Source organism: Psychromonas arctica, from assembly GCF_036697365.1.
In the GTDB taxonomy this organism is placed as follows: domain Bacteria; phylum Pseudomonadota; class Gammaproteobacteria; order Enterobacterales; family Psychromonadaceae; genus Psychromonas; species Psychromonas arctica_A.
On the sequence record NZ_JBAHZA010000006.1, the window covers coordinates 154,849 to 180,054 of the forward strand.

The window sequence follows — 25,206 nt, forward strand, 5'->3', positions numbered from 1 at the left end:
GTTTTATGCCTGAAAGTAATCAACAAACTGCGGTTGTTAACGCGGATCCTAAATTTATCCATCTTCGAGTTCACAGTGATTTTTCAATGGTGGATGGTTTAACTAAGGTTAAACCATTAGTGGCTAAAACAGCGGCGATGAATATGCCTGCCTTAGCCATTACTGATCAAACTAACTTTTGTGGTCTCGTTAAATTTTATGGTGCGGCGCATGGTGCAGGTGTAAAGCCGATCATTGGTGCTGACTTTTGGGTACAAAGTGAATTATTAGGTGGCCAACAATTTCGTTTAACCGCATTAGCAATGGATGCCGTGGGTTATAAAAATGTCACTGAGTTAATTTCAAAGGCTTACTTACGCGGTCATATCAATGGCCGTGCTGTCATTGAACAAGAGTGGTTAATAGAGCACCAGCAAGGCGTCATTATACTGTCCGGTGCTAAAGATGGCGACTTAGGTAAAATGCTGCTCAAAGGCAATAAAGCAGCAGTCGCTGAAATCACTGCTTTCTATAAAACGCATTTCCCAGATCGTTACTATTTAGAGTTAATTCGTACCAATCGCGTTGATGAAGAAAACTACCTGCACTTAGCGCTTGATTTAGCTGCTGAACAGCAGTTACCTGTAGTGGCAACCAATGAAGTGGTGTTTGCCGATAAAGCATTATTCGATGCCCATGATATACGAGTGTGTATCAACCAAGGTTATGCACTTGGCGATGAAAAGCGTCCAAAAGACTACAGCCCTGAGCAATACTTGCGTAGTGAAGAGGAGATGTGCGAACTCTTTTCTGATATACCAGAAGCCTTGCAAAACAGTGTAGAAATAGCCAAACGTTGTAACGTTACATTACGCTTAGGTGAATACTTTCTGCCTGATTTTCCAACCGGCGATTTAGAGATCGATGAGTTCTTTTGTAAAGTTTCTAGAGAAGGTTTAGAAGAGCGCTTAGATTTTTTATTTGATAAAAACAGTGAAAACTTTGCTGAGATTAGAAAACCCTATGACGAACGACTTGAAGTTGAGTTAGAGGTTATCAATAAAATGGGATTCCCTGGTTATTTCTTAATCGTAATGGAGTTCATTCAGTGGAGTAAAGATAACAATATTCCTGTTGGACCTGGCCGTGGTTCAGGTGCTGGATCATTAGTGGCTTACGCATTAAAAATTACCGACTTAGACCCATTAGAGTTAGAACTGCTTTTTGAACGATTCTTGAACCCTGAACGTGTATCAATGCCCGATTTCGATATCGACTTTTGTATGGATCGTCGAGATGAGGTAATTGACCACGTAGCTGAATTGTATGGACGTGATGCGGTATCGCAGATTATTACTTTCGGTACGATGGCTGCTAAAGCGGTTATTCGTGATGTAGGGCGAGTATTAGGTCATGCTTATGGCTTTGTTGATAGCATCTCTAAATTAGTGCCGCCTACACCGGGTATGACGTTAACTAAAGCATTTGAAGAAGAGCCGAGACTGCAAGAGCGTTATGACGGTAGTGAAGATGTACGTGCTTTAATTGATATGTGCAGAACTCTGGAAGGTACTATCCGTAATGCTGGTAAGCATGCTGGTGGTGTAGTTATCTCGCCAACTACCATTACCGATTTTGCACCATTATATTGTGATGATGAAGGGCATAATCCGGTTACTCAGTTTGATAAAAATGATGTAGAGACCGCTGGATTAGTCAAGTTTGATTTCTTAGGTTTAAGAACATTAACCATTGTTCAATGGGCACTAGACATGGCTAATGCCCATAAACATGAACGTGGTGAAGAGCCGATTTACATCGAAAAAATAGACTTAACTGAGCCTGCTTGTTTTGAGCTGTTAAAGCGTTATGAAACCACAGCGGTATTCCAATTAGAGTCTCGGGGTATGAAAGATTTGATTCGTCGTCTTCAACCCGATTGTTTTGAAGATATGATTGCATTGGTGGCTTTATTCCGACCAGGTCCATTGCAGTCAGGCATGGTAGATAACTTTATTGAACGTAAGCATGGCCGTGAAGTCGTCTCTTATCCAGATGAAAAATGGCAACATGAATCGCTGAAAGACATCCTGTCACCAACTTACGGTATTATTTTATACCAAGAACAAGTAATGCAGATTGCCCAAGTATTATCTGGATACACGCTAGGTGGCGCGGACATGTTACGTCGTGCTATGGGTAAGAAAAAGCCTGAAGAGATGGCTAAGCAACGTGCAACCTTTGAATCTGGCGCTATTGAAAACGGTATTGATGGCGAATTAGCCATGAAGATCTTTGACTTGGTAGAGAAATTTGCGGGTTACGGTTTTAACAAATCTCACTCAGCGGCTTATGCGCTAGTATCTTATCAAACCCTATGGATGAAAACCTTCTACCCATCGTATTTTATGGCCGCGGTAATGTCTGCAGATATGGATAACACCGATAAAGTCGTTATCTTAGTCGATGAGTGCCATAACATGGGCTTGACACTTTGCCCACCAGACGTAAATGAAGGACTATTTAAATTTAACGTCGATAAAGACTTACGTATTATTTACGGTATTGGTGCAATTAAGGGCGTTGGTGAAGGTCCTATTGATGCCATTATTGAAGCTCGTACTGAAGGTGGTAAGTTTAAAGATCTGTTTGATTTTTGTAACCGAGTCGATTTGAAACGTTGTGGTAAACGTATTATTGAAAAGTTAATCCTAGCAGGTGCTTTGGATAACTTAGGGCCACATCGTGCAGCGTTAATGGAAAACTTAGCTGATGCATTAAGTGCTGCCGCACAACATAAAAAAGCTGAGTCATTTGGTCAAAGTGATTTATTCGGTGTGTTAACGACTGATCATGATGAAATTGAAGATAAATTTTCTGTTGTGGAAAAATGGCCGGAGAAACAATGGTTAAAAGGTGAAAAAGATACTTTAGGGCTGTACTTAACAGGTCACCCAATTAACCAATATGAACCCGATTTACGTGCTATTAATTGTTTAAAGTTAGGTTCATTAACAGTTAATGGGCGCGGTCAAAATAGCCGTGTTTGTGGGTTAGTGTTAGCAATGCGTGTGATGGTTACCAAAGCGGGTAAGCGCATGGGGATCTTAACCTTAGATGATAAAAGCGCACGTATGGACGTGACCATTTTTGCTGATCTATTAGATCAACATGAAGCCTTATTAGTAACTGATAATATTGTGGTACTACAAGGGCAAGTAAGTGAAGATTACTTCAATGGCGGATTAAAAATGAATGCCCGGGAAGTAATGAGTATCGACCAAGCTAGGGAGCGTTTTGCAAGTAAGTTGCGTTTATCAATCTCTTCTAACGTATTACAAAAGCAATCATTAGCTGATTTTCAAGTTCGTTTGAAGGAAGTACTTTCTCCCGCTGCTGGTGGTTTATGTCCTGTCTTTATTAACTATCAAAACCATCAAGCACAAGTAGAAGTGGAGTTGGGAATAGAGTGGTCAATTACGCCTAATGATGATTTGTTGTTTGAATTAGGTCGCTTGTTAGGTGAAGAAAATGTCACCTTACATTTTGACCAAGGGTAATCGATGCAAGCGAAGTTTAACCAACAGTTATTAAGCATTATTTCGAAGTTACCGGCTATTACTGCGGCACCAAGGTTTGTTGTCGCATTGAGTGGTGGAGTAGATTCAATTGTTTTATTGAAGTTGCTCGTTGGGTTTCAACAACAGCATTCTGGTTATCAAGTCATAGCGCACAATGTAAATCATGGTTTAAGCGAGCATGCTGAGCAATGGAATGAGTTTTGTAAAACGTTTTGTAATGAGTTAAATATTGAATTATTAAGCTCAAAAGTGAACATTCAAAAAAACAGTCGTAATAGCTTAGAGGCTTTGGCTAGAGAGGCTCGTTATCAGTGTTTTTTGAAGAAGATGGCCGATAACGACATTATATTGACAGGGCATCATCAAGATGATCAGTTGGAAACTTTATTATTAGCCTTAAAAAGAGGATCTGGTAGTACAGGTTTACAAGGCATTAGAAGTTATCAAACATTTCATTCAGGTTACTTAGTCCGCCCTTTATTAAACTTTTCTCGGCAACAAATTATCGATTATGCTCAAATAGAGGGATTAACCTGGGTAGAGGATGAAAGTAATCAGGATATTCATTTTGATCGTAATTTCATTCGTCATCAAATCGCACCTTTGCTTTCTCAACGTTGGCCAGCAATCGCTAAATCTGTATCGCGTACAGCACAATTATGCCAAGAGCAGCAGAGTTTGGTAGATGAAATCGCTGCTGAAGATCTTCAGCAATGTTTAGAAATGAGGTTAGGTGATGAAACACTATCGATTAATTCGTTAATAAACCTATCAATTCCTCGCCGTAATAACCTATTACGTCACTGGTTAAAATCTAATGGGTTAGATTACCCCACTAGTAAACAACTATCGGTATTATGGGAAGAGGTTGCATTAGCTGAACAGGATAAACAACCTTGTTTAAAATTAGTTAAGCATACAATTCACCGATATTTGGGTAATCTTTATATCGTTCCAATTCAAAGTATTGCGCTACCTAAAGAACCGATTGTTTGGAAGGGGGAATCTTTATTGCGGGTTGATAAAGGATCGAGCCTCAATGAACGGACTTTAGCTATCGATTTTTCTTTAGTTGATACTGCAATACTTAAGCAACACACAATAACCTGCTGCTTTAGAAAACATCTTAATAGCAAGTTGACCTGTCAGCCAGAAGGGCGATCTAAATCCCGCTCAATTAAGAAACTACTGCATGAGTTTCAAGTGCCACCTTGGCAAAGAGAACAAGTAATATTTATATTTATCGATGAATATTTAGTAGAGGCATTAGGAGTATGGCAATGCCAGCTTACTCCTAATGTAGAGTTGCCTCGGTTACAGTTAGCGATGTGCTCTAGCTAATGCTTTATTTTGGTATAGATGCTGATCTGCTTGATCAAAAAGTTGTGCCGCACTGGTACCTATTTCCCAATGGCTAAAGCCAAAACTAGCCGAGAAATTAAGTTCTTTTAATAAACTATTTTTTTCTATCTCTTGTTTAATACGTTGCTGCACTTTAGCAATGGAGCAAGGAGTTGAAGGTTGTAAGATAATCACAAATTCGTCTCCACCTAAACGAAACACAAAGTCCGATGTACGAATACTTTTTGTTAGTACTTGTGCGAAAGCATTTAATACTTGATCGCCTTTACTATGGCCATAAGTATCGTTAATAGGTTTAAATTTATTAATATCCAAGACCATTAAAGATAAGCCTAAGTTAGTACGATTGCTTTGTTCGATTGCATGAAAAATAGTTTCATCGTAATAAGCGCGATTGCCGATATTAGTCAGATAATCTTTGTATACCATCGAGTTTAACTCAGAAAACTTTAAAGCATGCTTTAAACTCGGCTGCAATAACTGATGCAATTCCGATAATAACTTGTCTTCAGTGGTCGTAAAGGGAGTTGCACTTTGATAAGTCATCGTACCTAATCTTGGTGATAACCCTGCTGAGTCTAAATTAAAGTTTCGAGTAAAGTTGCTTTGTTGTGATTTTGATAAACTAAAAAAACCAAAAGCAGATTGAAAGCGAATATTAAAGGGACGGATAAAACTTGCCACCAAAGAGGCAAAATTTTCCATCATCTCTTTTAAGTCTAAACTTTTCTGTAATGTTTCCAGAGTCAGTAATTTGTCTTTTGTACTTAATAATGGCTCGCTGGAAAAAACAGTAAATAGCGGTGATTTAGTACCGGCATAGCTGTATTCTTTATTAGGGATGCTTTCCATATAATTTCCTTAGCGCACATTAGCGACATTAGTTTGACGTTTATTAAATCGAGTATAATTATTTAAATTAAAGCGAAATTCGTGCCACTTATTTTTATTATAAGTTAGTAGTGAAGTGCTCATAAAGTAAACAATTGATTCTAAGGAGTATTTTATTTTTCTTATTCGTTCGTTAGTCGTTTGGTTTGATCAGGGATTGTTTTAGTTAACCATTGTCGCTTATTTAGAACATGTTATTCTTTACCGGAACACCATGATTTTATTTGATAACTAATCCAGTTTTAATGAGAAGCCTATGTCTAAAAACTTATCTGAAGTGCTCTTTTCTCAAAAAAACAATGCAAAAGAGACATCTACATTAATAGCAAACAGTAGTTCTAAAAAACATCAACGACTCGAACAGTCAATGTTCGATGGCCAACAAAGTGTCGGTTGGTATCGTCTTCTTAAGTTATTACAGTGGTCATGGCAAGGAATCGATATTATTGATTGTTATGAAGTGATGGCTAAAATTAGTGCTTCTTCTAACAAAAGGAGTGATCCTAACTTATTGGATACGGTCGTAGGATTTCGTTCAGGTAATTGGAATTATGAATGGTCTAAGAAAGCGATGTCCTATCAAAAGAAAGCTAATCAATTCATGCAAGCTGGTGAGCAACAAAAAGCACAACAGTCTTTTTATCTTGCATCACAGTTGTACAGTGTTGCCAGCTACCCACATTTAAAAGGCGATGAATATAGTATTCAGGCACAAACACTCGCTGTTAGTAATTATCGCCAATCCTTTACTCAAAATAACAGTACGTTGTTAAAAGAAATTCAAGTCCCTTTCCAAGGCAAACATGTTACTACTTTTTTACATTTACCGAATGATGATGAAATTCATCCTGTGGTAATTGTTAGTGCTGGTATTGATTCCTTACAGTGCGACTTGTTACCTTTATTTGAAAAGTATTTAAAGCCTGCTGGTATCGCGATGCTTACTGTGGATATGCCAGGTGTTGGGTTTTCTAATCATTTAAAACTTACGCAAGATACATCACACCTACACCAAGCTATTTTGCATTATATAGATGAAATTCCATGGGTTGATCAATCTAGAGTCGCGTTAATGGGGATGCGGATGGGTGGTAATGCACTTAATCGCTTAGGCTATGTTGAACCTCAGCGCGTCAAGGCAGTAGTTAGTGTAGGTGCTGCAGTGGCAAGCATTTTTGACGATGTAAAACGGTTCAATCAATTACCAGTAATGACCTTGGATTGCTTAGCAAATCGTATGCAGTTGCGTCAGTCTGATGCAAGTTACCTTTATCAGTATTGTGTCCCATTTTCTTTAGTTAAGCAGGGGTTGTTAGGGCGTAAAAAAGTAAAAACGCCTTGTTTAAGCATTGGTCACAGCGGTGATCTCATGTGTAGTGAGCAAGATTTAAAGTTAATGGGGAGAATTAGTTACGAAAGTGAAGCTAAAATCATTGATAAAGCTCCCATATTTGATTCTTATTTGATAACTTTAGAATATTCTGCACAATGGTTAGCAAAACATTTACAAGAGTAAGTGGTATATTAAATACAGTTAAGTTAACAGTATGTTATTCAAGGAGCGTTAAAATATGTCTCAGACCCTAGGAAAAGGGCCATCACGTGGTCGTTTATTTAAGTTGTTTACCGAAATCGGCCCGTATTTTCGTCATTTACAATCTGATGAGAAAACATTTTTTTTTGACTGTTTAGAGATATGTGTTGATATTAAGAAAGATCCTGAAAATAGAACTTTTTTGGGCTGGTGGGTAGTGGTGAATAGGCAAGATACGCAATTTACTTATCAGCGCTTTAATGGTCTTTATAATTTGGAAGGTCAGTGGGTAGAAACTAAGATCACCAAAAAACAGATGCAACAATTAGATCAGGCATTTCAAGTGTTCATTGATAAATTAAGCGAATTAATCGATGTTGAAACAGGCTTCGAATTAACACCAGAATAGCTAGTAATTAAGGCATTATTTATTTTGCCCATAATATTCCTTTGAAAATGTTATACTTAAAACAGTAACTCATGTAGTTGCTGTTTTTTTTTAAGCTCAATAACACTGATTACATTAATTAACTGATCGATTTTACTTGTTAAAATCACTTATTTGTTTGTTGTAGTTTTTGTAAAAGGAATGACTCTTTTACTCAAATTATGCTTTAAATTAAGTTACCTTTTCTACGCAAAATTGAGAGCATTTATTTAATATAATTGGTATAACGATTAAACTTAGTATGATTCTCATCATGAAAATTAGGCGCTACCTACATTGCACAACATAATGTAGTGAGCTTCTTAAATATCACAGAGAACAGATACTTTGAGCCTTTTTATTTTTTTACATGAAGCATAAATAGATGAATGCGAATAAAAAAACAATTGTAGTTAAATTGGGAACCAGTGTTTTAACCAGTGGTACAAGTAAATTAGACCGTGCGCAAATGCTGGAGATTGTACGTCAATGTGCAATTCTGCATCAACAAGGTCACCCCATTATAGTGGTGACGTCAGGCGCAATTGCTGCTGGTAAAGAGCATCTCAATATGCCAGATATAGCACCTACTATTGCTAATAAACAGATGTTGGCAGCAGTGGGGCAAGGGCAATTAGTGAGAGAGTGGGAAAACCTATTTAAAATATACGGTTTACATGTTGGTCAAATGTTATTAACCCGTGCTGATTTAGGCGATAAAGGGCGTTTTCTTAATGCAAGAGATACCTTACATACGTTATTAAAGCATCGTATTATTCCATTGATTAATGAGAATGACGCCGTTGCAACACGAGAAATTAAAGTCGGAGATAACGATAACCTATCGGCACTTGTTGCGTTATTAGCAGATGCGGATCAACTGATCTTATTAACCGATCAGAGTGGTCTATTTACCGCTGATCCGCGTAATAATCCCGAGGCACAATTAATTACAGAGGTGAATGAAATAACAGAGGCGATTCATAATCTAGCTGGCGGCAGTGTCGGTGGTTTAGGGACCGGTGGCATGGCCACTAAAATTGAATCTGCAACCGTTGCTAATCGTGCTGGTATTGAAGTGGTGATCGCTTCAGGGCAACGTAAAAATGTTATTTTAGATGCGGCCAATGATATTTCCGTTGGCACGCGTTTTGTATCTGAAAACAATCGTTTAGAAGCAAGAAAAAACTGGATATTCGCAGGGTCGCGATCTGCGGGTACGATAGTGGTGGACCTAGGCGCTGAACACGCCATCTTAAACGGCGGAAGTAGTTTACTGGCTAAAGGTATACAGTCCGTTGAGTCTCAATTTTTACGTGGATACGTAGTATCCGTTTGTAATCAAAAAGGTAAAGAGATAGCACGTGGTATCGTACGCTATAAAAGCGTCGATATTGATAAGATCAAAGGTCAGCACTCAGATGAAATTGAAAAAATATTAGGTTATGAACATGGTTCCGTCGTTATTCATCGCGACGACCTAGTTATTTTATAATTAGACCCTCTCGCTGTGGGTCTGTAAAAGGAGTAGAAATGAATTTACAACAAATAGGTCAACAAGCAAAAGATGCAAGTTACGAGTTGGCAATCACTGATACGACGACAAAAAACGCAGCGCTAGAAGCGATTGCAATTGAATTAGAAGCAAATGTTGCAGACATAGTTGCTGCAAATAAAAAAGATATCGAAGCAGGTAAGGCTGCTGGTTTGACAGATGCATTATTAGATCGCTTATTATTAGATGAAACTCGATTAGCGGGTGTAATAAGTGATTTACGTAGCGTTATTGGATTAGCTGATCCGGTGGGTGAAGAATTTGACGGAAAAATTCTAGAGAACGGCTTAACACTTTCTAAACGTCGCGTACCAGTAGGTGTACTGGGTGTAATTTATGAAGCGCGTCCTAACGTGACTATTGATATTGCAGCACTGAGTTTGAAAACGGGTAATGCAAGCATTCTACGTGGTGGTAAAGAAACGATTAACTCTAACTTAGTATTAGTTAAGTTTATTCAAGCAGCTCTTGAAAAAGTTGGTTTACCAAAGACTGCTGTACAATATATTGAAAATACAGACCGAGCGTTGGTTGGTGAGTTACTAAAACTTGATAAATATGTGGATATGATTATTCCACGTGGTAACTCTGGTTTACAGAACTTCTGTAAAGAAAACAGTACTATTCCAGTTATTATTGGTGGTATTGGTATTTGTCATCTATTCGCAGAAAAAACGCTTAATGTAGAGAAAGCACTAGCAATTATTGAAAATGCAAAAGTACAACGTCCGAGTGTTTGTAATGCCTTAGATACACTATTAGTTGAAGCTGATATTGCAGAGACTTTCTTACCAAAAGTGGCAGCGCACTTATTGCCATTAGGCGTGACCTTAGTAGCAGAAGAAAAAGCAAAAGCGATTTTAGGTGATGATGCGGTTGCAGCACAAGAAGGTGACTTCTCTAAAGAATGGTTATCTTTAAACTTAGGCGTTAAAGTGGTTGCTAATTTAAGTGAAGCATTAGCACATATTCGCGAACATAGTTCTGCACACTCTGAAGGTATTTTGACTAACGACTTTACTATCGCTAATAAATTTATCAGTGCTGTCGATGCTGCTGCTGTGTATGTTAATACAAGTACGCGTTTCACTGATGGTAGCCAATTTGGTTTGGGTGCGGAAGTAGCGGTATCAACACAGAAACTTCATGCTCGTGGTCCAATGGGCTTACCTGAATTAACGACTTATAAATGGGTTGGTATTAGCGACCATCTAATTCGTTCATAAAATTAAATACCCTCTATTAAAAAGGGCTTGTTACTGTTGGTAACAAGCCCTTTTTATTTATCTTCATTAATGTAGATTTATTATCTCTATTAATTTAAATCACTTCAGCATTAAATTGTCCTTTATCTAAGGTCACTTGTACCTTATCTCCAACTTTTAACTTTGCTGAATCGGTGCATACCTTGTCTGAGTCGTCTTTCACAATGGCATAGCCACGCGCTAATGTCGCCAATGGGCTGTAGGCATTTAATTGCTGAATTTGGTGATGTAAGTGTTGTTCTGATTGATTAAGTTGAGCTGCCATCGCTTGAGTTAACTGACGCTTTAATTGTTGCTGCCTATGTTGAGCCATTGCAATGTAATGTACTGGACTAGATTGTTGTAATCTGTTTTTTAACTGCGAACTGATGGCCGTTTGTTGTTGCATCGTTTGCTGCATCGCATGTTGTAAACGTAAGCTTAATTCATCAAGATGTTGTGTTTGTTGTTGCAGTTTATGTTTAGGATCATGCTGTAATAGTGTCTGCTTTAATAATAACTGTTGGTGGGTTTTATGTTGCATGGTATTCAACATAGCTTGTTTCAAACGATTAACTAATGTGGTTAATTGCGAAGAAACAAAGGTCTTATGTTGGCTAACCAATTCAGCGGCTGCAGAAGGTGTTGCTGCTCGAAGGTCGGCAACAAAGTCACTGATGGTAATATCAATCTCATGACCAACCGCACTAATTACAGGTAATTGACTATGGTAGATGGCGTAAGCCACATCGGGTTCATTGAAACACCATAGATCTTCTAATGAGCCGCCGCCACGACCGACAATTAATACATCACACTCATTACGGGCATTGGCTAAGGTTATTTGAGAAGCAACAGAAAAAGCACTGCCTTGCCCTTGTACTTGACTAGGGTAGATAATCACTTGCAGACGAGGGTCTCGACGCTTCAATACACTGAGTATGTCATGTAATGCAGCGCCTGTTGATGAGGTGACAATACCGACACACTTAATTATCTCTGGTAAAGGTTTTTTAAGTGATTCAGAAAATAGTCCCTGTGCTGCTAGTTGACACTTTAACTCTTCAAATTGTTGTTTTAATAAACCATCACCTTCCGTAGCCATGGTTTCAACAATTAACTGGTAATCACCACGCGCTTCATAAAGACTTAATTTTGCCCGAACTAATACTTGTTGACCATGCTTTGGAGTAAAACCTGCACGGCTATTATTACCACGAAACATTGCACATTTAATTTGTGCACTATGATCTTTAAGGGTGAAATACCAATGACCTGAAACGGCAATGGTTAGATTAGATATTTCACCAGATAGCCAAATTACGCCTAAACCTGTCTCAAGTAGGGCTTTAGCTGCACGGTTTAGTGAACTTACGCTGTAAATGTTGTTGTTTTGAGTTGCCATAGCAGAAGTTTTTACCAAAGAAATCAGGGACTAAATATTAACACAGTAAAAACTCAGTATAAAAACATAAATAGTGTTGTACTTATTCTTGATTACGATTAAAATCCCACCGCAATATCCTACCCAAGCTAGACTTGGGTAACCCTAAAATACTCCCAACTATAAGTGAGATATTGCAATGCTAAGAATAGCAAAAGATGCGTTAACATTTGACGATGTATTATTAGTACCAGCTCATTCGACTGTACTACCAAACACTGCTGACCTAACAACACAATTAACAGAAAACATCTCGTTAAATATTCCTGTCGTTTCTGCTGCAATGGATACTGTAACTGAGGCTCGTTTCGCGATCGCTCTAGCCCAAGAAGGCGGCATGGGATTTATCCACAAAAACATGTCTATTGAGCTTCAAGCTGAACAAGTGCGTTTAGTTAAAATCCATGAAAGTGGCGTTGTTGCTACTCCAATTACTGTTTCTCCTGCTACTACATTAGGTGAAATCAAAGAATTAACTGCAAAACATGGCTTTGCTGGTTACCCTGTTGTTGAAGCATCAGGTGAATTAGTCGGTATTATTACTGGTCGTGATGTACTATTTGAAACGGATATGAATCGTCCTGCTTCAGAAGTAATGACTCCAAAACCTGAGCTTGTAACTGCTAAATCAAACACGCCTCGCGATGAAATTGAAGCATTGATGCATAAACATCGTATTGAAAAAGTGCTATTAACAGATGATAACTTTAAATTAAAAGGCATGATCACGGTTAAAGATTTCCGTAAAGCAGAACAAAAGCCAAATGCATGTAAAGATGAATTAGGTCGTTTACGTGTAGGTGCTGCTGTTGGTGCTGGTGCTGGCAACGAAGAACGTGTTGATGCACTAGTAGAAGCTGGCGTTGATGTTTTATTAATTGATTCATCACACGGTCATTCTCAAGGTGTATTAGACCGTATTAAAGCAACGCGTGCTGCTCACCCTAATCTAGAAATTATCGGTGGTAACGTAGCAACTGGCGAAGGTGCCAAAGCACTAGTCGCTGCAGGTTGTAGTGCGGTTAAAGTAGGTATCGGCCCAGGTTCAATCTGTACAACACGTATTGTAACTGGTGTTGGTGTTCCACAAATTACTGCTATTTCAGATGCCGTTGATGCGTTACAAGGTACTGGTATTCCAGTTATCGCAGATGGTGGTATTCGTTTCTCTGGTGATATCGCTAAAGCATTAGCAGCGGGTGCATCATGTGTAATGATGGGCAGCATGTTCGCAGGAACAGAAGAGTCTCCTGGTGAAATCATCTTGTATCAAGGTCGTTCTTACAAGTCATACCGTGGTATGGGTTCACTAGGCGCTATGTCTCAAGGTTCTTCAGATCGTTACTTCCAATCGGATAACGCAGCAGACAAGCTAGTACCTGAAGGTATTGAAGGCCGTGTTGCTTACAAAGGTAAAGTAAAAGAGATTATTCATCAGCAAATGGGTGGCGTACGTTCATCTATGGGCCTAACAGGCTGTGCAACGATTAAAGAGATGAATACAAAAGCAATGTTCGTTAAAATTACCAGTGCAGGTATGGGTGAGAGCCACGTACATGACGTTGCTATCTCTAAAGAAGCGCCTAACTACCGTACTGGTGGTTAATCTGACGCTTTAGTGAGGGAACTAGGCTCAACGCCTTTATTATTTAAGTTTATAAATAATAAAGGGTTATTAAGTGCCTAGTTATGCTTCAACACATAATTTCTTAAAAGACGATTTATATCGTCTTTTATTCATTTTTAGAAACAAAAAAATTAGGACAGCATAATGAGTAAGAACATTCATGACCAACGTATTCTAATATTAGACTTTGGCTCTCAATACACACAGCTAATTGCACGTCGTATTCGTGAAATTGGTGTTTACTGTGAATTATGGAGCTGGGATGTTGATGAACAAGACATCAAAGAGTTTAATCCAAACGGTATTATCCTTGCTGGTGGCCCTGAAAGCGTGATTGCTGAAGGCTCTCCTCGCGCACCTGAATATGTATTTACTGCTGGTGTTCCAGTATTAGGTATCTGTTACGGTATGCAGACTATGTCTCACCAATTAGGTGGTGCAGTAATTAAAGGCGAAGGTGAAGGTGAGTTTGGTTATGCACAGGTTGAAGTACAAGCTGAATCTACTTTCTTAGCTTCAATTCAAGATGCTGTTTCAGACCAAGGTAAAACGTTATTAGACGTATGGATGAGTCATGGTGATAAAGTGTCAGCTATTCCTGCTGACTTTACTACTGTTGCTAATACTGCTACTTGTAAATACGCTGCTATTGCCAATGAGGAGAAACGTTTTTACGGTGTTCAATTCCACCCAGAAGTAACTCATACTACTCAAGGTGAAGCAATGCTTCGTAACTTCGTTGTGGATATTTGTGGCTGTGAAACACTATGGACTCCTGCATCAATTATTGACGATGCAGTAGCACGTATGAAAGAGCAAGTAGGCGATGATGAAGTTATCCTAGGTTTATCAGGTGGCGTTGATTCATCTGTAGTAGCGATGCTTTTACAACGTGCCATTGGCGATAAATTAACATGTGTATTTGTTGATAACGGTTTATTGCGTTTAAACGAAGGCGCACAAGTGATGGAGATGTTTGGCGAAAAATTTGGTCTAAACATTGTTCATGTTAATGCAGAGCACCGTTTCTTAGAGCAAATGGCGGGTGAAAGCGATCCAGAAGCGAAGCGTAAAATTATTGGTCGTGTCTTTGTTGAAATTTTCGATGAAGAGTCTAAGAAATTATCAAATGCAAAATGGTTAGCTCAAGGTACTATTTACCCTGATGTTATTGAATCTGCAGCTTCTAAAAACGGTAAAGCACACGTCATTAAATCTCACCATAACGTAGGTGGATTACCGGATGATATGGCAATGGGTCTGGTAGAGCCATTACGTGAATTATTTAAAGATGAAGTACGTAAAATTGGTTTAGAACTAGGTTTACCGTACGACATGCTTTACCGTCACCCATTCCCTGGACCTGGTCTAGGTGTGCGTGTTTTAGGTGAAGTGAAGAAAGAGTACTGTGATTTATTACGTCGTGCAGATGCTATCTTCATTGAAGAATTACACAAAGCGGAATTATACCATAAAGTAAGCCAAGCATTTGTAGTATTCCTACCGGTTCGCTCTGTAGGTGTTATGGGCGATTGTCGTAAATATGATTGGGTTGTTTCATTACGTTGTGTTGAAACTATCGATTTCATGACCGCACGTTGGTCACATTTACCTTATGAGTTAATCGGTCATGTTTCTAACCGTATCATCAATGAAATTGATGGCATTTCACGAGTTGTGTACGATGTGTCAGGGAAGCCACCAGCAACGATTGAATGGGAATAATCTCAGATTGACGCATGAAATAGTTGTGTAATCGATTGATCAAAGGTGGCTTATTAGCCACCTTTTTTGTAGGTTTATTTTGTCAAAGTTAAAGGATACCGTGTGATTAATATGACTGGTTTGTTGCAAAATGCTGAATTTATTAAAAGCCCCTTCTATAACGAACGCCCTGATAATACAGATATTAGTTTATTGGTTATCCACTGTATTAGTTTACCTGAAGGGCAGTTTGGTACCGAGCATGTAAAAAACCTTTTTACTGGCGAACTAGATTGTAAAGCAGACTCTAGTTTTGCTTGTTTAGAAGGGCTAGAAGTCTCTGCCCATTGTGTGATTCGTCGTGATGGTAAAGTAGAGCAATATGTGCCTTTTGATAAGCGCGCTTGGCATGCTGGTGTCTCTTGTTTTGATGGTATTGAAAATTGCAATGATTTTTCTATTGGTATCGAATTAGAGGGGACTGATTGTACTGCTTACACTGAAGCCCAATATTTGTCATTAGCCAAAGTTACACAACAAGTGCAAAAAGAATTTCCGCTTATTACTCAACAACGTATCGCTGCACACAGTGATATTGCTCCGGGAAGAAAAACTGATCCAGGTAGTGGATTTGATTGGCAATACTATTTCAAATTGTTGAACTCTTGATATATGTTTTGCATGATTTATTTAATGCAATCACCTCACTCGTTATAAGTAATTAATATTAATGACTTTGTTTAACTAGCGAAGAATGGTCATTTAATCATACATATTAAATTAGTCATTAATCATGTATCTTTTATTCAGCTGCATTTATCAATATAAGGCCATTAACGAGGCCTTTAATTCAATAACCATCATATTTTCATGGACATTAAAAAAGATAAAAATCTAGACATAAATTGTTAATTTTGTTAATTTCTATAGTTAACTATTAAATTGGTAATACCATTTTACATTCGACTGTTATTTGCTCGTAACATTAACTCGTTACGTTTATATAATTTAAGGCTGTTATGACCTACGCAAAAATTAAACAACCTAAACTTGCTGATGTGATTGAATCACAGTTAGAAAGCATGATTTTAGAAGGGCGTTTAGAGTTGGGACAGAAGTTGTTGCCCGAGCGTGAATTAGCAAAACAGTTCGATGTTTCTAGACCATCTCTACGCGAAGCAATTCAGCGTCTAGAGTCAAAAGGGCTATTAACACGTCGTCAAGGCGGTGGTACTTACGTAAAAGAAGAGTTACGTAACCAATTAACGGATCCGCTGTTCGAGTTACTCAACTCGCATCCGGAATCTCAATATGACTTACTGGAGTTTCGTCATGCCATTGAAGGGTTTTCAGCTTATTACGCTGCATTAAGAGGCACCTCTGATGATTTGCATAAAATAAAAACAACTTTCAATGCTATTGATATGGCAAATTCAGCTGGTAACATCGAATTAGAAATAGAATCGGTTGCTGAATTTTATCAGGCAGTAATCGAAGCATCACATAATGTTGTGTTTTTACATTTAGCTCGTGGCATTAAGCCACTATTACAAAAAAACATTTCAGACAACGTGAAACAGCTTTATTTATATCCAGAAGTTGCAAAAAAAATTCATCAACATCGCTTTCAATTAATGGAAGCTATTTTGTCTAAGCAGCCGATGAAAGCGAAAGAAGCATCGGACCAGCATTTACATTATATTGAAGAAACACGCTTGGTTATGTTGCGTGAAGAGAGTGCATTTAAACGCGAGTTAGGTGCTTTTTAAAAACGACCTCCGTTTTATAGTATGGCGGATCAGCTGCTGCTGTTATTCATACTTATACTGATAATTATTTAGATTACTTATTGCCGAAATGGCATGCATCGTGCTGTGAAGCAGGTAGTGTTTAATGTAAATAATTATACAAAAACGCTTGGCTTTCGAGCTGAGATTATCTAGTGATATAGAAGGAAAGTGTCATGACTGACATCTTAAAAGATATTGATGCGCAAGAAACTTCTGAATGGCTTGAAGCATTAACAACCATTCTTGAAGATGAGGGCTCAGAACGTGCTCAGTTTATCCTTGAGCAAGTGATAGAAAAAGCACGTGTTGAAGGTGTTAATTTACCAACAGGTATCAACACTAACTACATAAATACTATTGCTGCATCTGAGCAACCAGCTTACCCTGGTGACCTTAAAGTAGAACAACGTATTCGTTCAATCATTCGTTGGAATGCGATCATGATTGTTATGCGTGCTTCTAAGAAAGATTTAGATCTTGGTGGTCACATGGCTTCTTACCAGTCAGCGGCTGCGTTTTACGAAGTATGTTTTAACCATTTCTTCCGTGCTCCAAATGAAACTGATGGTGGTGATTTAGTTTATTACCAAGGTCATATTTCTCCTGGTATTTATGCACGTGCTTTCCTTGAAGGTCGTTTAACTGAAGAGCAATTAGATAATTTCCGTCAAGAAGTTGATGGTAAAGGTCTACCTTCTTACCCACACCCTAAATTACTACCAGAATTTTGGCAGTTCCCTACGGTATCTATGGGTCTAGGTCCAATTGCTGCAATTTACCAAGCGCGTTTCCTTAAATACCTTGACGGTCGTGGTCTAAAACCAACTTCTGCACAACGTGTTTACGCTTTCCTTGGTGATGGTGAAATGGATGAGCCAGAATCTCGTGGTTCATTATCATTCGCTTCACGTGAAAAACTAGATAACCTATGTTTCCTAATCAACTGTAACCTACAGCGTCTAGATGGCCCTGTAATGGGTAACGGTAGCATCATTCAAGAACTTGAAGGCCTATTTACAGGTGCGGGTTGGAATGTTGTTAAAGTTATCTGGGGCGGTAACTGGGATGCATTAATCGCTAAAGATACGTCTGGTAAATTATTACAATTAATGGAAGAAACCGTTGATGGTGATTACCAAACATTCAAATCTAAAGACGGTGCTTACGTTCGTGAACATTTCTTCGGTAAATACCCTGAAACAGCTGCACTAGTAGCTGACATGACAGATGAAGAGATCTTTGCACTTAAACGTGGTGGTCATGATTCATCTAAACTGTACGCTGCATTTAAAAATGCAGAAGATACAGCAGGTAAACCAACAGTAATCCTAGCTAAAACAGTTAAAGGTTACGGTATGGGTGCTGCCGCTGAGGGTAAAAATATTGCCCACGGCGTTAAGAAAATGAATGAAGATCATATTCAAAGCTTACGCGATCGTTTAGGTCTACAAGACTTAATTTCTGACGAAAAAGCAGCAACACTTCCTTACCTAACACTTGAAGAAGGTTCTGAAGAGTACAAATACCTGCACGGTAAACGTGAAGCACTAATGGGTTACACGCCTAAGCGTCTACCTAAGTTTACTGAAAAGCTAGCTGTGCCAGAATTAGATAAATTCTCAGCACTTTTAGGTGAGCAGAAGCGTGAAATTTCAACGACAATGGCTTACGTACGTATCTTAAACGTATTGTTAAAAGATAAAGGTATCGGTAAAAATATCGTACCAATCATTGCTGATGAAGCGCGTACATTTGGTATGGAAGGTTTATTCCGTCAAGTTGGTATCTACAACCCACATGGTCAAGAATACACGCCTGAAGACCGCGGCGTAGTGTCTTACTACAAAGAAGCGACTTCTGGTCAAGTATTACAAGAAGGTATTAACGAACTAGGTTCTATGTCTTCTTGGGTTGCTGCTGCAACGTCATACAGTACAAATGACTTACCAATGATTCCATTCTACATCTACTACTCTATGTTTGGTTTCCAACGTATTGGTGATATGGCTTGGATGGCGGGTGACCAACAAGCACGTGGTTTCCTATTAGGTGCTACTGCTGGTCGTACTACGCTAAATGGTGAAGGTCTACAGCACGAAGATGGTCACAGCCATATTCAAGCTAACACTATCCCTAACTGTATTTCATACGACCCAACGTTTGCTTATGAGCTAGCGGTTATCGTTCAAGATGGTATTGAGCGTATGTACGGTGAGAAACAAGAAAACGTATTCTATTACCTAACAGTAATGAACGAAAACTACGCAATGCCGGCTATGCCAGAAGGCGCTGAAGAAGGTATCCGTAAAGGTATCTACAAGTTTGATTCATTACCAGGTAAGAGCAAAGTACAACTACTAAGTTCAGGTACTATCATGAACGAAGTACGTGCTGCTGCAGCTATCCTAAGCGAAGAGTACGACGTTGCTTCTGATATCTTCTCTGTGACTTCATTCAATGAATTAACACGCGACGGTCAAGACGCTGAACGTTACAACATGCTAAACCCTGAAGCAGAGCAAAAAACAGCTTACATTACTGAAGTTCTAGGTACTGAGCCAACAATTGCTGCAACGGACTACATGAAAAACTATGCAGAGCAAGTACGTGCATTTGTACCTGCTGAGTCATACAAAGTACTTGGTACTGATGGTTTCGGTCGAAGTGATAGCCGTGAAAACTTACGTCGCCATTTCGAAGTTAATGCTGGTTACGTTGTTGTTGCTGCATTAACTGAATTAGCTAAGCGTGGCGATGTTGAACGTAAAGTTGTAACAGAAGCGATTGCTAAGTTTGATATTGATGTAAACAAAATCAACCCATTATTTGCATAAATCAGTCTCGGTGTTAACCATCGTTAACACCGACTTTTATTGATTAGGAAAATTATTATGTCTGAATTAAAAGAATTTTTACTACCTGATATTGGTGCTGATGCGGCTGATATTACTGATATCTTAGTTGCAGTTGGCGATACTATCGCTGAAGACCAAGATGTATTAACGATTGAAGGTGACAAAGCGTCAATGGACGTACCTTCATCAGTTGCAGGTGTAGTTAAAGAGATCAAAGTAAACGTTGGTGACAGCGTTTCTGAAGGTAACCTAGTATTAATCGTTGAAGTAGCTGGTTCTGCCGCTGCTGAAGCACCTGCAGCTGAAAAAGCTCCGGCAGCAGCACCAGCAGAAGCGGCGGCTCCAGCAGCTGCAGCGGCAACTGCTGTAAAAGAACTTTGTGTGCCAGATATTGGTGGTGATGAAGTTGAAGTAACTGATATCTTAGTTGCTGTTGGTGATACGATCACTGAAGACCAAGATGTAATCACTGTTGAAGGTGATAAAGCATCAATGGACGTTCCTGCACCATTTGGTGGTGTTGTTAAAGAAATTAAAATCGCAACTGGCGATAAAGTTTCTGAAGGTTCTTTAATCTTATTAGTTGAAGCTGAAGGCGAAGCTCCTGCAGCTGCACCATCAGCGCCTGCTGAAGCTCCTAAAGCGGCTGCACCAGCTCCTGCTGCGGCGCCTAAAGCTGCACCAGCAAAAGCTGAAGTTGCTGTAAACAAAGAAATTAAAGCGTCTCCATCAGTTCGTCGTATCGCACGTGAATTTGATTTAGACCTAAACGTAATTGCTGCTTCTGGTCCTAAAGGACGTACAACTAAAGAAGACGTGCAAAAATACGTTAAAGGCCAATTACAAGCGGCTAAATCTGGTGGCGCTGGCGGCTTAGCTGTAGCAGCTGCACCTAAAGTTGATTTTGCTAAATTTGGTGAAGTGGAAGTGAAAGAACTTTCTCGAATCCAAAAAATCTCTGGTCCTGCTTTACACCGTAACTGGGTTACTATCCCACACGTTACACAGTTCGATGAAGCTGATATCACTGAGCTAGAAGAGTTCCGTAAAGAGCAAAATGCAATCGCACTTAAACAAGATCTAGGTGTTAAAATTAGCCCGTTAGTATTCATGATGAAAGCGGTAGCTAAAGCATTACAACAGTACCCTAACTTTAACTCTTCACTTTCTGAAGATGGTCAAAGCCTGATCCTGAAGAAATACTTCAACATTGGTATCGCAGTAGACACTCCAAACGGTCTAGTTGTACCAGTGGTTAAAGATGTATTAAACAAAGGTATCTTCGACATCTGTCGTGATATCGCAGAGATCTCTAAGAAAGCACGTGCTGGTAAATTAACGGCTAAAGATATGCAAGGCGGTAGCATGACTATCTCTAGCCTTGGTGGTATCGGTGGTACACAATTTACACCAATCGTTAATGCACCTGAAGTTGCTATCTTAGGTGTATCTAAATCAGCAATTAAACCACAATGGAATGGTAAAGAGTTTGAACCTCGCATGATGGTTCCACTTGCACTTTCTTACGACCACCGTGTAATCGATGGTGCTGATGGTGCGCGCTTTATCACTGCTGTTAACAAGCACTTATCTGATTTACGCACATTAATCTTATAAACTTTGTTAACTAGGTCGGCAGTTATGCCGACCATTCATTTACATTCTATTAACATTTGAATAGACTAGAATTCTAATTCGAGTGTTCTTTTTTATAGAGGTCGTCATGAGTAAAGAAATTAAAGCGCAGGTTGTTGTATTAGGTTCTGGCCCAGCTGGATATTCTGCAGCATTCCGTGCAGCAGATTTAGGTCTAGAAACAGTATTAATCGAAAAATACGACACACTTGGTGGTGTTTGTTTAAATGTTGGTTGTATTCCTTCTAAAGCTCTTTTACATGTTTCTAAAGTAATTGAAGAAGCAAAAGCTTTATCTGAACACGGTGTATTATTTGGTGAACCATCTACAGATATCGATAAAATCCGTATCTGGAAAGAGAAAGTTGTATCTCAACTAACTGGTGGCCTAAAAGGCATGGCTAAAATGCGTAAAGTAACAACAGTAAATGGTTTTGGCCGTTTTACTGGTGCTAATACCATTGAAGCTACAAGTAGTGAAGGTGAAGTAACAACAGTTACTTTTGATAACGCAATCATTGCTGCGGGTTCTCGTCCTGTTAAATTACCATTCATTCCACATGATGACCCTCGTGTATGGGATTCAACAGATGCGCTTGAGCTTAAATCAGTGCCTAAACGTTTACTTATTTTAGGCGGTGGTATCATCGGTCTTGAAATGGGGACAGTATACAAATCACTAGGTTCTGACGTAGATGTTGTAGAATTTGCTGACCAATTAGTACCTGCAGCTGATAAAGATATCGTGCAAGTTTACACTAAGAAAGTGAAAAGCAAATTTAACATTATGCTAGAAACTAAAGTGACAGCTGTTGATGCGAAAGAAGATGCATTATATGTTTCTTTTGAAGGCAAAAATGCACCTGCAGAAGCAAAAGCTTATGATGCAGTGTTAGTAGCAGTTGGTCGTGTACCAAACGGTTTATCGCTAGACGCTGAGAAAGCTGGTATCACTGTAACTGAACGTGGTTTCATTGAAGTTGATAAGCAAATGCATACTAACGTACCACATATCCATGCTATTGGTGATATTGTTGGTCAACCTATGTTAGCTCATAAAGGTGTGCATGAAGCGCATGTTGCTGCTGAAGTTATTTCTGGTAAGAAACACTTCTTTGACCCTAAAACAATTCCTTCGATTGCTTACACAGAGCCAGAAATGGCTTGGGTTGGTGTAACAGAGAAAGAAGCAAAAGAGCAAGGCCTTAACTTCGAAAAATCAGTATTCCCATGGGCTGCATCAGGTCGTGCAATCGCATCTGACTGTTCTGATGGTATGACTAAACTGATCTTTGATAAAGATACACATCGTATTATCGGTGGTTCTGTAGTTGGTACTAATGCTGGTGAATTATTAGGTGAAATCGGCCTAGCAATTGAAATGGGTTGTGATGCAGAAGATATCGCATTAACTATCCATGCTCACCCAACACTACATGAGTCTGTTGGCCTAGCTGCTGAGATTTATGAAGGTTCAATTACTGACTTACCAAATGCAAAAGCGGTAAAACGTAAATAATTAGTCCAATCTAATTGTTATTTAAAAGGCAGCGCTTAGCGTTGCCTTTTTTATTACTAGTGTAATAATTTCTTCAAAACGACATTCGTTAATGTTGCCTTCATAATTTAAAGTTGTTGCCTAATCAGTGTAACGATAGATAATTTTCTTATTCATGCTAATCATACTAATCAGCTAATCGATCTTGTTTGTTAGATTATGTCATTTACCTGCACAAAAGGTAGAATGCTTTTTTGAAGACAATTAGTTTTAAAGCTAATGAAGTGACTATTCGTGTGTTGTTGTAACGATCAAGTTATCTATTAGATTTTTATAGTAGAAACTATACAGTTTTTTGTTCATCTTTCTTTGTTCCTATTCAACATTTAACAAACCTAGAAAAATCTCATCAAGTATTACTTAATTAAATAACCATGAATCATGAAATTTATCTTAGCTCAATCCTTTCTAGTAATATGAACTAAATTTAATAAAAATTAACGTATTTTTTATTTGCAGGTTTTAAAAACTATCCTATAGTTAGTTTTAGTGACGATAATTTTATCAAATTATGACATGAGATGAATGTATTTGTGTTTTTACCTTAATTTGATAATATGATTGGGATTATATATAAGAGACTACTAAAGTAGTCCGAAAATAAAACAAAAAATCGCCTGTCCATTGGAACTGGCACATATATTATAAATTTAAAATGGGTACTATTATGTTAGAAAAAAGCTTAGTTGTGGGTGAATTCCACATTGATACGAGTCAAAACAGTTTGATTCACGGCAATCGTAAAGTTTACTTAGGTCCTTTACGTACATCTCTTTTACATTTCTTATGCAAAAATGTTAATTCTGTTGTTACGCGTGAAGATTTAGCTCAACATGTTTGGGGACGTTTAGTTACTGACCACACAATTAACCAACATATTTCTCAACTACGTAAAAGCGTAGGTACATTAAGTCTACATGGACTTAATATTTCTACTATTCCAAAACGTGGTTACATCGCGCGTATGGAAGGTCTAACTGTTTCAGATAATACTGTGTCTCCTATGTCACAAGGTGAAACAACTGCAAACGCAATTACAAGTATGAAAGTACTTATTGTTGAAGGTTCTGCAGAAGGTCGAATCCAATTGATAGAGCAATTAGAAGCATTAAATGTTTCTTATGTTGAAGGTGTTGCTACTACATTAGAAGCAGAGCGTTCTATTGCACTGCAAGATTTTGATCTTATTATTGTTGATGCGTTATTACCAGAATACTCAGGCCTGGAATTAATTAAATCAATCCGTACAGGTCAAACATCTGCTTCTGCAGATATCAGTATCTTAAACTCACATCATGATGTTCAACGTGAACTATTAGGTGTAAACAGCTTATTAGACGTTCAAGGTTTATTATTAAAACCTTTTGAGTCAAATCGTTTAAAACAGATGTTAATGGTTGCTAGCAAGTCAAACGTAGTATTAAAGCCACAAGCTGCTTATGAACTAGTACCAACTAATGTTGTTTCAGCTGAATTTAAAGTAGCTGTAAACAGCTAATTTAACCTTAAGCTTTAAAAACACAACAATAACCCTTGCTAATTTAGCAGGGGTTTTTTTATGCCTTTTTTTACTTATAAGCAGGAAATTAACTCACTCGGGTAGTATGGTTAGTATTATACTTCAGCAATTATTTGAGTGTAGAGAGCAGTAGTATGGAATTTGATTTTAAAAAAGACTATTTTAGCGATAAAGCAACGGTTAAGTTGTCAATGGGACATGAAGCCTTTGGTACATGGCTAGAGCAAGAAGGTCAGAGTAAGCAGTGGGTTAATGCATTGTTAGCCGTCGTTTCAGAGTTGCAACAACGAAATATCACTGAGTATAAGCTAGCTGGAGATGAGTTTGCTCTCTACTTAACCACTGAAGAAGCCAGCATAACTAATCATAGTTTACATATGAGTGGCTCTGATTTAGATGAAGCGAATGATTTAAATTTTTATGATCAAGAAATAGAAGCTGAATGTGGATTGGAAGATTTTTTAAATTTACTAGAGTCTTGGTTAGAGTTTATTAATTGAT

The 25,206-nt window shown here is 38.4% G+C and carries 17 protein-coding genes; 15 read left to right on the forward strand and 2 right to left on the reverse strand.

Features of this window, described 5'->3' with window-relative positions; translation table 11 throughout:
- Nucleotides 1-5 precede the first annotated feature (5 nt).
- Nucleotides 6-3,539 (forward strand): DNA polymerase III subunit alpha, encoded by a 3,534-nt coding sequence (gene dnaE, locus V5290_RS08910; protein ID WP_333384254.1) that lies wholly within the window; start codon nt 6-8, stop codon nt 3,537-3,539.
- Nucleotides 3,540-3,542: 3 nt separating this feature from the next.
- A complete protein-coding gene (tilS, locus tag V5290_RS08915; protein ID WP_333384257.1) occupies nt 3,543-4,901 on the forward strand; it encodes a tRNA lysidine(34) synthetase TilS in 1,359 nt (452 codons plus the stop codon).
- Here tilS and V5290_RS08920 read toward each other — a convergent pair.
- A complete protein-coding gene (locus V5290_RS08920; protein ID WP_333384259.1) occupies nt 4,881-5,774 on the reverse strand; it encodes a GGDEF domain-containing protein in 894 nt (297 codons plus the stop codon). The two genes, tilS and V5290_RS08920, sit on opposite strands and share 21 nt — an antisense overlap.
- Nucleotides 5,775-6,069: 295 nt before the next feature.
- Here V5290_RS08920 and frsA point away from each other — a divergent pair, with 295 nt between their 5' ends.
- The 4 genes from frsA to V5290_RS08940 all read left to right on the forward strand — a co-directional run bounded on the left by frsA (nt 6,070) and on the right by V5290_RS08940 (nt 10,555).
- Entirely contained in the window at nt 6,070-7,329 is a 1,260-nt protein-coding gene (gene frsA, locus V5290_RS08925) for an esterase FrsA (protein ID WP_333384261.1), read from the forward strand.
- A 55-nt stretch (nt 7,330-7,384) separates the two neighbouring features.
- The gene (gene crl / locus V5290_RS08930) at nt 7,385-7,756 is read left to right on the forward strand and encodes a sigma factor-binding protein Crl (protein ID WP_333384265.1); all 372 of its coding nucleotides are present in this window, start codon (nt 7,385-7,387) and stop codon (nt 7,754-7,756) included.
- Between the two features lie 403 nt (nt 7,757-8,159).
- On the forward strand, nt 8,160-9,269 hold the full coding sequence (proB, locus tag V5290_RS08935; RefSeq protein ID WP_113817938.1) for a glutamate 5-kinase: 1,110 nt from the start codon (nt 8,160-8,162) through the stop codon (nt 9,267-9,269).
- A 38-nt stretch (nt 9,270-9,307) separates the two neighbouring features.
- Nucleotides 9,308-10,555, forward strand: a complete 1,248-nt coding sequence (locus V5290_RS08940; RefSeq protein WP_333384271.1) for a glutamate-5-semialdehyde dehydrogenase — start codon at nt 9,308-9,310, stop codon at nt 10,553-10,555.
- Between the two features lie 94 nt (nt 10,556-10,649).
- Here the strand turns inward: V5290_RS08940 and xseA are convergent, their stop codons facing one another.
- A complete protein-coding gene (xseA, locus tag V5290_RS08945) occupies nt 10,650-11,978 on the reverse strand; it encodes an exodeoxyribonuclease VII large subunit (protein WP_333384275.1) in 1,329 nt (442 codons plus the stop codon).
- A gap of 178 nt (nt 11,979-12,156) precedes the next feature.
- Between xseA and guaB the strand changes: the two genes are divergently transcribed.
- The 9 genes from guaB (at nt 12,157) to V5290_RS08990 (ending at nt 25,205) form a co-directional block, all read left to right on the forward strand.
- Nucleotides 12,157-13,623: an IMP dehydrogenase gene (gene guaB, locus V5290_RS08950; protein ID WP_333384278.1), complete on the forward strand. Its 1,467-nt coding sequence runs from the start codon at nt 12,157-12,159 to the stop codon at nt 13,621-13,623.
- A 165-nt stretch (nt 13,624-13,788) separates the two neighbouring features.
- The gene (gene guaA, locus V5290_RS08955) at nt 13,789-15,369 is read left to right on the forward strand and encodes a glutamine-hydrolyzing GMP synthase (protein ID WP_333384281.1); all 1,581 of its coding nucleotides are present in this window, start codon (nt 13,789-13,791) and stop codon (nt 15,367-15,369) included.
- Between the two features lie 111 nt (nt 15,370-15,480).
- Nucleotides 15,481-16,017 carry a 1,6-anhydro-N-acetylmuramyl-L-alanine amidase AmpD gene (ampD, locus tag V5290_RS08960; protein ID WP_333384576.1) on the forward strand — a complete coding sequence of 179 codons (537 nt, stop codon included), beginning with the start codon at nt 15,481-15,483 and terminating at the stop codon, nt 16,015-16,017.
- Between the two features lie 350 nt (nt 16,018-16,367).
- Nucleotides 16,368-17,117, forward strand: coding sequence for a pyruvate dehydrogenase complex transcriptional repressor PdhR (gene pdhR / locus V5290_RS08965; protein WP_333384284.1), 750 nt, complete (start codon nt 16,368-16,370; stop codon nt 17,115-17,117).
- Nucleotides 17,118-17,311: 194 nt separating this feature from the next.
- Entirely contained in the window at nt 17,312-19,972 is a 2,661-nt protein-coding gene (gene aceE, locus V5290_RS08970; RefSeq protein ID WP_333384287.1) for a pyruvate dehydrogenase (acetyl-transferring), homodimeric type, read from the forward strand.
- A 57-nt stretch (nt 19,973-20,029) separates the two neighbouring features.
- Nucleotides 20,030-21,610, forward strand: coding sequence for a dihydrolipoyllysine-residue acetyltransferase (gene aceF, locus V5290_RS08975; RefSeq protein WP_333384290.1), 1,581 nt, complete (start codon nt 20,030-20,032; stop codon nt 21,608-21,610).
- A 106-nt stretch (nt 21,611-21,716) separates the two neighbouring features.
- The gene (gene lpdA / locus V5290_RS08980; RefSeq protein WP_333384294.1) at nt 21,717-23,147 is read left to right on the forward strand and encodes a dihydrolipoyl dehydrogenase; all 1,431 of its coding nucleotides are present in this window, start codon (nt 21,717-21,719) and stop codon (nt 23,145-23,147) included.
- Nucleotides 23,148-23,853: 706 nt separating this feature from the next.
- Complete coding sequence (locus V5290_RS08985) at nt 23,854-24,684, forward strand: winged helix-turn-helix domain-containing protein (protein ID WP_333384297.1); 831 nt, start codon at nt 23,854-23,856, stop codon at nt 24,682-24,684.
- A 155-nt stretch (nt 24,685-24,839) separates the two neighbouring features.
- Nucleotides 24,840-25,205 (forward strand): YacL family protein, encoded by a 366-nt coding sequence (locus V5290_RS08990; RefSeq protein WP_333384300.1) that lies wholly within the window; start codon nt 24,840-24,842, stop codon nt 25,203-25,205.
- Nucleotide 25,206: the final 1 nt, after the last annotated feature.